We start from the raw sequence: 12,068 nt of genomic DNA on the forward strand, positions 1-12,068 counted from the left end.
ATATCCGATGGTGTTTATTTTATTAGATAAGCAATATTTTTGCTTAAGTTAATAATTAAATTACTGGCATTCTGCATCGATTCATCTATAGACATTGCACCGTTAGTTATTGAAAAGACGGCATCTATATCTAATGACTTAATGTCATTGGCAACAATTCCTCCAAGTCCGATAACTTTACATTTTGGATTAACCAATTTGGCCAAGTGAGTAACTTTACTAGTAACTTTTCCATACGCAGTCTGTGAATCAATACTACCTTCACCGGTGAATACATAATCACAATCTAATAATTTAGACTTTAAATCATATTTTTGAATAATAAAATCTGCTCCGGAAACAAATCCACTATTAAAAAACGCTAAAAAAGCTGCTCCCATTCCACCAGCTGCACCTGCACCGGGAAATTTATCTACGTTTACACCTAAATTATTAAAAATAACTTCAGCATATAATTTTAAATTATTGTCCAAGTTTGAAACCAAATCGGGGGTACTAGCTCCCTTTTGCGGACCAAAAACTACTGAAGCTCCCTCATCACCCGTCAAGGGATTTTTAACGTCAGATAAGATTGTAAACTTTATATTCTTAATTCTACTATTAATATCATCTATATTAATGTGTCCTAGACGTGATAATTCTGAATTACCTAAACCTATATCATTTCCGTTTTTATCGAAAAATGCTACTCCTAAAGCCTTGGCCATTCCTTGCCCACCATCATTAGTGGCAGAACCACCAAGGCCTATGTATATACGTTTTACGCCATGCTTAGCAGCATCCAGTATTAATTGTCCAGTTCCATAACTGGTAGCTTTTAGAGGGTTTAAATCACACTTATTGACTAAATCAATTCCACTGGCCTCTGCCATCGATATAACAGCAGCTTGTCCATTTTCAATTAGACCATATTTAGCATTGACAATATTACCTAAGGGTCCCATAACGTCACAATTTATGTAATGGCCATGGTATAAATTCACTAAAGTTTCTAGAGTCCCATCACCTCCGTCGGCCATTGGAACTTTGACTATTCGTGCTGATGGAAGAGCCTTTTTGATTCCAATGCTCATGAAATCACAAACTTGCTTAGATGATAGACTGCCTTTGAAAGAATCTGGTGCTAAAACAAATTTCATATTATTCCTCCTATGCTTAATATAATAAAGATAAACAAGTAATACTGTATACTTTAATCTAAAAAGTTACAAACTGTAAAAAATTGTGAATTTTTTTCATAAAATAATTGACTTTTAAAATAACAGGTGGCAGAATTAGGGCAGAAAATGAAATAGGAGATGAGTAACATGATTGGTATGATCAAAAATCTATTGATTGTTTTAATGTATATTGTATGGGTAGGCGTTGGTGTGGCCTTAATTGCTTCAATCAGCCAAATATTACCTGGACAGTTAGGGGCCTTAGTAATTATTGTATTGCTATTCCCATTAACCTATCTGCCAATCAGGTTATTTAATGCCGAAACGTTAAACAAAGTAAAGAAAAACTACAAAAACAACAATCAAATTAAAAAAGATATTTTATAAAAAATAAAAATAATTCAGAATCCATTAGGTTCTGAATTATTTTTTTACTACAGAAAAGATTCTCATTCCATATAGAAATTGAAATTTATAGTCGTAGAAGAATACTTGATTACCCTGCTTAATAAATTCATTGGCCATTTTTTTAGATAAATAACTAGTGTTAAATATATAAGCAGTTCCGTTGTGACCTAATAAACGATTAATTTCGCTACATACTTTTTTACAGTCAGATTTTTTGTAACTACTTAAAAAACTATTTAAGCTATTTGCAGCCGTGATAGTATCAAAAGATTTATCAGAATATGGCAAGTTACGAATGTCACCATTGACCAAATTAATTCGATATTTAACTCGATTATTAACAGCGTTAGTATGAAAATCTTTATTACTAAATTGATTTTTATCTTCCACAGCGATAATTAAAGTTCGTGAAGATACTGATAATTTATTAGCTATCTGAATAATTAAAAAACCATCGTTGCTGCCCAAATCTAGAATGGATTGGCTATCTTGAACATCAATTGAATCCACAAATTCTTTAAAAAGTCTATTTCTTAAATAAGCGTTACGCAAAAAACTCATTACAGTAAAAATCAAAAAAGCCAGGGACCATAATAAATAAATAGTTTTCAAACCGGTTGCTAAATAGGTCATAAATAAAACAGCAAATGCAATGAAAAATGTAACTTCTACGAACTGATTATTAGACCTATGTTTAAACTTTTTATACATACTTACCACCTTTATTAACATAACCTATCTATATATTAACAGTGTAATCAAAATAATGATAAACATATTTATTTAAAAAGAATGGCATAAAGCCATTCTTTTTAAAAGTTTACAGATGGTGCCTTTTGAGCACTAGTATCAGCGCTAAAGTAGTTTATTTTTTGATGTCCAGTCATTCCAGCAACAATTGAGCCTGGAAATTTAACGACTTGATTATTATATTCCCTAGCAACTCGATTGTATTTATTACGTTCAACTGAAATTCTATTTTCAGTGCCTTCCATTTGTACGATTAAATCGTGCATTGTATTGCTAGATGCCAAGTTAGGATAAGCTTCTTTGATTGATCCAACTAAAACATTTAATGATTTAGACTGTTCATCTAATGCTTTTACTTTATCATTTGTATTATTTGAATCGCTATATTTTTTCTGTGAATTATAGTATTCCGTTCTGGCTTTACTAATTTCGCCATATACTTCTTTTTCTTGTTTTTGTTGCCCTTTGACTGCATTTACTAGGTTAGGAATCAAATCCGCTCTTCGTTGTAAAACAGTTTGAACTTGTCCCAGTTGGGCCTCAACATCTTGTTCTTTTGTAGCCAACTTGTTTGAAGTTCTTATAAAACCACTCGCAATAATAATCACAATTAGTATTGCTACTATTAAACTAATAAAAGATTTTTTCCTATAAAAAGGCGTCGCTGTATTTACCATAGTTCCTCCAATATTTTCCTAATAATTTTCATCATCATGATCATAAGAGTTATCAGAATCGATTAAATATTGATCGTATTCTTCGTCTAAAACTTCATTTTGACGTTCTTCTTCCTCTTTATCCCAATCATCATCTAAGTCATCACTGTCTAGGTCATCATCATTATCTAAATCATTTGAGTCGTCGTCATCTAGATAATCGTCATCCCAGTCATAATCCAAGTTAACGTCATTATCACTCAACTCGTCGTCTGAAGTACTGTCTAAATAATTATCAGATAAATCGTAGTTATTTAAAGCATTATAACTACTTTGACTAGTTTCAGAATTTTGCATAGCCAAATCATTTTGGTAATTATTCTTATTTTTAATAATATTATCTTGATAGCTATTTTTATAATTTTGGTTAATTAAATATTGGTCATATTCTTCTTCCAAAATTGCATGTTTCCTTTTGTCATATTCTTTATCCCAGTCATCATCTTCTAAATCATAAGGGCCATCTGAAATTAAGTGATAGTCAATATAGTTTCCGCTAATCAATATATCGGTTAGACTGCATAATTTTAAAGTTTTCAATGTAAACTTATGCAACGCAACATTTTTACTTATTTCATAGCCATCCACTGTATGAGCAAACGATTGCACTTCATGCTTTTGTAGGGCTACTTTTTTATTCTTATACCTAAAATAATACGAAAAACCGATTCCAACATAAATAGTAATTCTTAATATTAAACTCCAATTCCAATTTTCCAAGATAACACTTCTTTAACTTTAAGTTAGGCATTCTAGATTGAAGAACCGCCACCACCAAAGTCACCACCGCCGCCAGAATCACTGAATCCGCCACTATCAAATCCACCAGAGAAAGTATTATTATTTCCACTACTGCCGGCACCAATTAAAAATGGTAACAGCCAGCTACTATCCCCGCCAGAAGAGCCTGGACCATTATGATGATTATTATTTTTAGCTATCTTAATCACGATTAAAATAACCCCGATTAAGACTATAAATAAAATAATAAAAACTATCATATTGGTACGTTTTTTGGCAGCTTGGTCTTTTTTAATTTGCTGAAGTGATTTATTGGCATATCGTTTACTAATAATTTTAGATACCGACTGGAAAACATTATCAATTCCCCTATCAACATCTGATGTATCACTAGATTTTAACAACGGCTTATTCTTCATTAAAATGTCGTTAGATTGAGCATCGGTTAAAATATCCTCAACTCCATACCCTGTGCTTATTCTAACATTATTTTTACCACCGTTATATGCAAATAAAATCAATAAGCCATTATCTAAACCTTTTTTACCAAAGTGCCATCGATTATTTTGTAATAAATCGTTTGCATAATCATCGATACTTTGCCCATTAGTTGAATTGATTGTCATAACCACAATCTGGGGCTTAGCTGCCGTCTTTTGATATTCTTTTTCCTTATCTATTATTTGTTTTTTGGTAGAATTAGAAAGCACTTTTGCATAGTCATTAACTACATATTCTTTAGTGGGCACTGGATTAGTAGTTTCTGCATGTAAGCTTGTAAATTGAAATCCAAATATTAACGTTATTGCTGAAAACAAAACCAATAAAATTTTTTTAATTTTTATCACCTCCAAATTTATTGGGTATTTATACGTATATACTAAAGAAATAAAAGATAAAAGCAAGTTAAACAAGTGCCTAATGGTAGTAATCATAAAATGGTTGCGTTAGAATGAAATAAATTATGAATTGGAGTGTACACATTGAAATTAAAAAAAGCTATTTTAACAATTGGTTCAGCTTTACTAGTATCAGCCTCAGTTGCTACAAATATTAGTGCTGATGGTTTACCAAACAATAATTCAAAATATTGGAATAAAGCTCGTTTAGTAACAACTAGTCGTAGTATTAATGCTCAACAAATGAAACTTAAAAAGGGCATGATTACTAATCAAAAAGTTACTTCTAGTAAGCTTAAAAACAATTCTGACTTATACGTGCGAAGAGTAGGTAACAACCATAAAGAATGGCTCCTATTTAGCAACTCTTTGAAACAAAATAAACAATCAGTTTGGATAACTAAGCAAAAAGATACTAAATGGATCAAAAAATATGTACAAAAAGAACCTAAAGGTGGATTAACTTCTAACTTTAGTCGCGCATCATTTGAACATGTTCCATCTGACAAATACGTAAATGCATTCTTCCCAGAAGGTTCATATCTTGGCGATAAAGATAACCCTACCATCAAAGGTGGTCAAGCCATTAGTGTTAAAAAAGAGGATAGTGATTCTAAACCAGATAACAATACTTACTTGATAATGGTTAAGGGACAAGCTACCAAAGTTAACATGGGTAAAGGTGAACCTACACCATACAATATTATTAATGTTCAAGACAAAATGATTGTATCTAAAAATACTCCTGAAGATTCACAAGCGGTTATTCCCATGAACTTTAATGTTACAAATGGAACATTATGGCGCATTCTAGATGAAAATGGTAAATTAACTAAAAATGGTTATTCTTACAACGCTAAGTACCAAAAATGGTTCCCTGTTACATTTAAATAGACTAAAAGCTATCATTTAGATAGCTTTTTTTGTTTATAATAAGTTTATAAATAAATCAGGGAGCTTTTAAATTGAAAACAAAAGATATTACTCAAATTGCTTTAACTGTTGCATTAATTATTGTACTAGGATTATTGCCTGCTATTCCATTAGGAATTATTCCAGTCCCAATTGTCTTGCAAAACATGGGAATTATGCTTACTGGACTGATTTTAGGACCTAAGAAAGGGACTATTAGCATCGCTATTTTTATGCTACTAGTCGCCATCGGAATGCCAATTTTAACTGGTGGCAATGGAGGCTTAGCTGTTTTTATCGGCCCTACTTGTGGATATTTATTAGCATGGTTGTTAACCCCTTGCATGATATCTATTTTGAAAAAAACTGCCAATAATTTTAAAAATACCTATGTTCAATATTTAATAATCTGGTTGTTAATAATAGTTGTAGACTTAATTGGTTCAATTGGTTTATCCATTCAAAGTAAAATGCCTTTACAACTAGCCATTTATTCCAATTTTATTTTTATTCCGGGTGATACAGTAAAATTATTTATTGCTATATTCGTTTCCAAAAGATTACAAAAAATGACTCTATAGATGCTAAAAAATGACACGCAAATAGCGTGTCATTTTTATTATTCAGATTTTGAAATAGCCGCTTCAATATTGTCTTTAGAAAAATCATGTTTCATAAATTCCTGACTACCAGTTGGAAAATCTTGTTCTAATTTATTGAATGGTTGAATTTCAACAGTTCCATTATCGACTTCAAAGTCTAGCAAATGGCCACCAATCGATAAATCATCAGCTAAAAAGTGTAAGTGAAAACCACCAACTGATGGGCCATTAAATAGTTTTGGTGAATAGTAACCAATTAAAGTACCACACTTATCTTCAGCAGAAAACTCGTTTTGCTTGTCGGCGCATTCAACCAATTTGGGGTATGGTTTGCTTTGCTTATCAACTGAACGGGTTGCAATTTTTTTAAAGTTACCGTGCAATCTAAAAGAGAAGAATATATTATCATAATTAACCTTCGATAATACTGTTTTTTCTAAACTAGTAGGTGTAATATCACTTTCTAGTTCAAATAATGGCTTAAAGTTAGCAAAGTGAACGTCTGCAAATGGCACCATAAAGTTACTATCTAATTTATTAACTTTACCACTACCATCAACTTGGTAAGGATGTCCATTTAAAACAATAAGTTCACCGTCTAATCCATCTCCAGTTCCAATCCCAGTATCACCATGTTTTAAAATATCATCAATACTTTTAGTACCTTCAAAAAGGCCTGGCACTAACAATGCTAAAGTCCCATATTGGTACAAAGTTGAATCCTTTTGCATAAAACAAACACTCCTTAATTATTATTTTTACTCATTGTATAAACATCAATAGCCCATTTTCTAGCTTCCTTGTGGTTCACAATGGGTTTAGGATAGTTTAATTTATGGCTATCTGAGTAACCATTTTTAGATGGTTCATGAATAAATTCAATTGGCACGTTTGATAATTCCGGTACGTATTTTTTAATAAACAATCCTTTTGAGTCAAATTTTTCCGATTGTAAAGTCGGATTAAAGATTCTAAAGTAAGAAACACTATCTGTACCAGTTGAAGCTGCCCATTGCCAACCACCAATGTTACTAGCAGCATCGTAATCAATTAAATGTTCATGAAAATATTTTTCACCCCAACGCCAATCAATTAATAAATCCTTAGTCAAAAATGAAGCCACTATCATGCGTAAACGGTTATGCATCCAACCAGTTTGATTTAATTGACGCATGGCTGCATCAACAATCGGAAAACCAGTTAGACCATTTTTCCAAGCTTCAAATTGTTCTTTATTGTTAGACCATTTAACATTTTGGAATTCTGGTTTAATTGAAACTTCATTTTGATTAGGATAGATTGCATAAATCATGTTGTAGAAATCTCGCCAACCTAATTCTTTCATGAAGGTAGTGCGCCCATCGCTATCAGGTTGTGATAAGACCGCTTGCCAAATCATTCTAATTGAGATTTCACCAGTTCTAAGAAATCTGGATAAGCGACTGGTTCCTTCAACAGCTGGAATATCACGTTGTTTATCATATTCAGCTAAACCATTAGCAATGAAATTATTTAAAACTTGTTTAGCATAATCCGTTCCAAATAACATATTTTTGGTAATCGAGCTACTGTCAATCAATTCCGTTAACTTGTTATTGTTTTGAGGAAAGTAATTTTGATTAACAAATTGCTTACTATCAACGTTATATTCAAGCGGAGCTGGCTTTTTAAGTGTTATCCACTTTTTAAAATAAGGCGTGAACATTTTATAAGCTTCGCCATCAGGCTTTTTAACTTCATTGGCACTATGCAAAGTATAGTCTAAATATGGATGTGCATTTACTTTTAAGTTATTCTCAAAATAGTTCACCATATCTTGATCACGCTTGCGGCCATAACCACGCTCATCAAAGTTAAAATATATATCATGCCAGTCAGGAACTTTGTGCTTTAGATCTTCAAAGCAGGCTTTAATATCACCATAAAGAACATTTAATTCAATTCCTTTACTAGATAAATGTTTTTTAAAGTTAATTAAACTAGCAAAAAAAGCATCTTGATTTACAGTCGGTGTATCAGCAAGCTGCTTTGGATTTATATGAAAAATAGGCAATATTTTATCTTTATTTTTAATTGCATTATATAAAGCAACGTTATCTTCTAGTCGAAAATCTCGACGAAACCACATTACAGAAGTCATTAAAAATCACTCTTTCTATTGGTCTTCTTGAATAGTATAATACAACAAAATTTTAATTCGAACTATTTTATCTTAAGAATACAATATATCAGCGTTCCAACGTATATAAAAATTGCTATGATAAAACACAATGTTAAGAAATCCCATGTTTGATAAAAAACTAATAACGAACTAAATAAGGTAGTCAGTACTAACGTTAAGCGACTTAATTTAATGTACATTCCTCGTAAAGTATACTTATCTGCATATTCTCTAATTTGTTTTAATAAAAAATAAAAGTCGTTCACTTGATAAGCAATCAAAAGAATTAAAGAAGATAAAAAGGCTTGATAAAATTGATTAACACTTGCATGTAAATTTATTAAACCATTCAGTAAGATTACTGAACTAGCAATCGCAAATTTATTAATATTAATGCTAAAATCTCTTTTTAACTTCTTGTAAATAAAACTTCTTTCATTTTCTAATCGGCTATAACCAACTGGTTGATTCCTCAACCTATTTTTGGGACCTTCGTTCAATTCTTGAAGATGCCTCCTTAATAAATGTTTGTACTTAAACACTACATGACAATGTATAATTTTTTATTAAAATTATAATAACATTATTATAAAAATTGTAGTTACAGTTTTTATTTCAAATTAAAATAGCTATAATAATTCGATAAAAAGGGAGTATCTATGTCTTTTAAATTAAGAATTCTAGAAAAAAATGATTTAAATAAAATATATAAACTGATGAACGATGAATTTAATATGTCGTACTGGTTTAGAGAACCTTATCTATCATTCGTTGAGTTAGAACAATATTATGAAAAACAAATTCTTGATAATTCTCAACGACATTTCGCAATTGAATACGAAGGAAAATTTGCTGGTTTGATTGAACTAGTTGATATAGATAATATTCATCGACATGCCGAGATTCAAATTATTGTCGATAAAGAATTTAGAGGCTTAAAATTAGCACAAAAAGCCTTCAAAAAATGTATTCAATATGGCTTTGAAACTATTAATTTGCAAAAAATATATTTATACGTTGATGTGGAAAATAAACCTGCTCTCAAAGTCTACAAAAAGATGGGTTTCGAAGTAGAAGGTACTTTGAAGAAACATTACTTTGTTAATGGAAAATATCACGATGTATACTTCATGAGCTTGTTTAAATAAACAAAAGCACTGGCCATTTAAGCTAGTGCTTTTTTAAATAATCATTATATCCATGCGTATAATCAACTACTTCATGCATCTTATTGTTGAAAAAATATTTGTTTATAAAATAAAAAACGTTCTTAAAATAAGAACGTTTTTTAAATACGTGATTTAGCTATGTTAATTGCTTCACGTTTCACTCTTAATCGATCGGATTTCAACCAATTCATAAGTGAAAATGCATCTAAAATCCACCAAACCCACGTTATGAATAAAATAATCAATCCGACTAGTACAATTGCTAATACGTAACCAATTGCAGTCAAACATAGCATCATTACAGCATTACTTTTTTGCATATAAAAACGATGAGCACCAAAAGTACCGAGAAAAAACCATAATAACCAAGCAACAATCGGCTGTTTAGCATCATTAGTTATTTTAGATTCAACAAATAATTGACCCTGTGAATCTAAACGACTTTCTTCCTCATTTAGAAAAGCTTCTTCTCTGTCTAAATTATCCATTTATATCTCCTAATCTGATAAATATTTAAAAGCTTGTTGGCCAGCTTGCCGACCAAAAACAATCGTTTCTGCAATAGAGTTCCCACCGATTCGGTTATTACCGTGTAAACCACCTGTAACTTCTCCACCAGCGAATAACCCCTTAATTACATCATCTTTTTCATTTAATACTTGGGCTTTATGATTAATTTTAACGCCACCCATTGTATAGTGAACAGCCGGAGCGATATGAATGGCATAATATGGCGATGCATTTAATAACGTGTTCATTCCAGTAGAACGATTAAATAACGCATCTGTTTTGGATGAAACTGAATGGTTCCATTTTGAAACCGTGTCAGCTAGTATTTTACTATCTACATTGATATTATCAGCTAATTCTTCCAAATCAGAACCATGAACCACTGCACCAATCATATCGTAAAATTCAATTGCAGGAACTTTTTTACGTACGTTACTATCAAAGATTAAATAGGCGCTTCCCTGCGCAAAGTTATTAATGGCATCAGTTACTTTTTGTCTAGTATCTAACTCATTAACAAATCTCTGACCCATTTGATTAACTAGAATCGCACCTTCACCGCGAACAGCTTCACCAATTAAGTAGGTATGGCTAGTTTCTTGATATACCGTGGGATGAACCTGAATTTGTTGCATATCTACTAACGATGCTCCTGCCTGTTGAGCTAAACCCAGTCCGTCACCAGTTGCACCATCTTGATTAGTTGTACGATAGTTAGTTAAATCGTTACGATATTTTTTAATAAGTTCTTTATTAGCCCCAAAACCACCGGTTGCCAAAATTATGGATTTCGTATTAACCACTTTGGTAGATGCATCAGGTAACTTTAGCTCTACTCCTTGAATGACATTATCATTTGAAAGCAATCTAGAAACCTTAGTATTGTTAAATACTGGAATTTTATATTGCTCAATTATTTTCAGAAATGATGTAATTAAAAAATTACCAATTGGTGCCATGCTATCTGGACGATGGGTTCGACGGGTTTTCATACCGCCAGTAATTGTCAGACTATCTAGCTTGATACCATGGTCAGCTAACCAGTCAATCGATAGTGCTGCGTGGGTAGTAAAATATTTTAATAAATCTGGATCATTAGTCTTGCCACCACCAATAAAAGTATCATTATAAAAATCTTCATAACTATCTACGATGTGATTTTTCAATTGAACTGATGTTTCAGCAGCATTCATTCCGGAAGAAGCACGGTTGGTATTGCCACCCAACGTATCCATTTTCTCTATAATAACCGGTTTCAATCCTAATTCATATGCTTGAATTGCTGAAACTAATCCGGTAGCACCTGAGCCGATAATAACTACGTCATAGTTATTGGATAATTGACTAATAGCCGTTGGTTTAAAAATATATTTAGCCAAATTGAAATACTCCTTTCTATTTAGAATATATTCCATGATTAAATTTATCACAATAAATTTTTAAGATATATTAATTACATTTATAATATTTAATCTAGTTAAAAATTAACAAGCTATTTTTTCATAATAATATATATTTAAATATAAGCAATAGTAATTAAAATAAACAGGCTCAATTTGATTAGATATCGAATTGAGCCTGTTTATTAATTATAAGTTCTATTTCACATTAATTAAGTTCATATTTATCAACTAAAATTAAATCTCTTTCAATCGCATAATTATAATTATTACATTGAAGCAATATTATTATTTTGTGATTGGGAGTGCGCAACTACTGATTCATAATTTTTTCTAGCATTTTCTTCTTTTGTCTTCAAATCAGATAAAGCCGATGCATCTTTATTATTTTTAACTGCTTTTTTTGCTTCAGTTAATGCATGTTTAGCAGTTAAGACTGGATCATTTTCTCTTTGTTCGTGCATCTTATTACGGTCAGCAATATGTGCTTGCTTTTCGGCTGCTTCTGCAAGATTAGCTTGATGTTGTGCATTATATGCATCAGCGTGTGATTGCTTTTCAGCGACTGCTTTTTGGGCTGCAATACGTGCAACTACTGATTCATAATTTTTTCTAGCATTTTCTTCTTTTGTCTTCAAAT

15 protein-coding genes are annotated in these 12,068 nt (G+C 31.4%); 4 read left to right on the forward strand and 11 right to left on the reverse strand.

Going from position 1 to position 12,068, the window contains the following annotated elements; all coding sequences use genetic code 11:
* Window positions 1–14: 14 nt before the first annotated feature.
* Window positions 15–1,139, reverse strand: a complete 1,125-nt coding sequence (locus FD06_RS00575) for a glycerate kinase family protein (RefSeq protein ID WP_056965560.1) — start codon at window positions 1,137–1,139, stop codon at window positions 15–17.
* A gap of 168 nt (window positions 1,140–1,307) precedes the next feature.
* Here FD06_RS00575 and FD06_RS00580 point away from each other — a divergent pair, with 168 nt between their 5' ends.
* A complete protein-coding gene (locus FD06_RS00580) occupies window positions 1,308–1,547 on the forward strand; it encodes a hypothetical protein (protein ID WP_054657398.1) in 240 nt (79 codons plus the stop codon).
* A 36-nt stretch (window positions 1,548–1,583) separates the two neighbouring features.
* Here the strand turns inward: FD06_RS00580 and FD06_RS00585 are convergent, their stop codons facing one another.
* From FD06_RS00585 to FD06_RS00600, 4 genes are all read right to left on the reverse strand, one after another.
* Window positions 1,584–2,279, reverse strand: coding sequence for a class I SAM-dependent methyltransferase (locus FD06_RS00585; RefSeq protein ID WP_056965561.1), 696 nt, complete (start codon window positions 2,277–2,279; stop codon window positions 1,584–1,586).
* 101 nt (window positions 2,280–2,380) lie between these two features.
* Window positions 2,381–2,995, reverse strand: a complete 615-nt coding sequence (locus FD06_RS00590) for a LemA family protein (RefSeq protein WP_056965562.1) — start codon at window positions 2,993–2,995, stop codon at window positions 2,381–2,383.
* Between the two features lie 18 nt (window positions 2,996–3,013).
* Window positions 3,014–3,754 (reverse strand): hypothetical protein, encoded by a 741-nt coding sequence (locus tag FD06_RS00595; RefSeq protein WP_054657402.1) that lies wholly within the window; start codon window positions 3,752–3,754, stop codon window positions 3,014–3,016.
* 32 nt (window positions 3,755–3,786) lie between these two features.
* Entirely contained in the window at window positions 3,787–4,593 is an 807-nt protein-coding gene (locus FD06_RS00600) for a TPM domain-containing protein (RefSeq protein WP_237757207.1), read from the reverse strand.
* 165 nt (window positions 4,594–4,758) lie between these two features.
* Here FD06_RS00600 and FD06_RS00605 point away from each other — a divergent pair, with 165 nt between their 5' ends.
* Window positions 4,759–5,568 carry a hypothetical protein gene (locus FD06_RS00605; protein WP_056965564.1) on the forward strand — a complete coding sequence of 270 codons (810 nt, stop codon included), beginning with the start codon at window positions 4,759–4,761 and terminating at the stop codon, window positions 5,566–5,568.
* 71 nt (window positions 5,569–5,639) lie between these two features.
* Window positions 5,640–6,167 (forward strand): biotin transporter BioY, encoded by a 528-nt coding sequence (locus tag FD06_RS00610; protein WP_056965565.1) that lies wholly within the window; start codon window positions 5,640–5,642, stop codon window positions 6,165–6,167.
* 38 nt (window positions 6,168–6,205) lie between these two features.
* Here the strand turns inward: FD06_RS00610 and budA are convergent, their stop codons facing one another.
* From budA to FD06_RS00625, 3 genes are all read right to left on the reverse strand, one after another.
* On the reverse strand, window positions 6,206–6,919 hold the full coding sequence (gene budA, locus FD06_RS00615) for an acetolactate decarboxylase (protein WP_054657416.1): 714 nt from the start codon (window positions 6,917–6,919) through the stop codon (window positions 6,206–6,208).
* A gap of 14 nt (window positions 6,920–6,933) precedes the next feature.
* Complete coding sequence (locus tag FD06_RS00620; protein ID WP_056965566.1) at window positions 6,934–8,328, reverse strand: cryptochrome/photolyase family protein; 1,395 nt, start codon at window positions 8,326–8,328, stop codon at window positions 6,934–6,936.
* 62 nt (window positions 8,329–8,390) lie between these two features.
* Entirely contained in the window at window positions 8,391–8,849 is a 459-nt protein-coding gene (locus FD06_RS00625; protein WP_054657418.1) for a hypothetical protein, read from the reverse strand.
* A gap of 159 nt (window positions 8,850–9,008) precedes the next feature.
* Between FD06_RS00625 and FD06_RS00630 the strand changes: the two genes are divergently transcribed.
* Window positions 9,009–9,497: a GNAT family N-acetyltransferase gene (locus tag FD06_RS00630; protein WP_056965567.1), complete on the forward strand. Its 489-nt coding sequence runs from the start codon at window positions 9,009–9,011 to the stop codon at window positions 9,495–9,497.
* Window positions 9,498–9,637: 140 nt separating this feature from the next.
* Here the strand turns inward: FD06_RS00630 and FD06_RS00635 are convergent, their stop codons facing one another.
* The 3 genes from FD06_RS00635 to FD06_RS07635 all read right to left on the reverse strand — a co-directional run.
* On the reverse strand, window positions 9,638–10,006 hold the full coding sequence (locus FD06_RS00635) for a TM2 domain-containing protein (RefSeq protein ID WP_056965568.1): 369 nt from the start codon (window positions 10,004–10,006) through the stop codon (window positions 9,638–9,640).
* A gap of 9 nt (window positions 10,007–10,015) precedes the next feature.
* On the reverse strand, window positions 10,016–11,407 hold the full coding sequence (locus FD06_RS00640; RefSeq protein ID WP_056965569.1) for a flavocytochrome c: 1,392 nt from the start codon (window positions 11,405–11,407) through the stop codon (window positions 10,016–10,018).
* A 290-nt stretch (window positions 11,408–11,697) separates the two neighbouring features.
* Window positions 11,698–12,068: hypothetical protein (locus tag FD06_RS07635; RefSeq protein ID WP_162255997.1), on the reverse strand; the 371-nt coding region annotated here is incomplete at its 5' end.

The organism is Apilactobacillus ozensis DSM 23829 = JCM 17196 (genome assembly GCF_001435995.1).
GTDB lineage: Bacteria > Bacillota > Bacilli > Lactobacillales > Lactobacillaceae > Apilactobacillus > Apilactobacillus ozensis.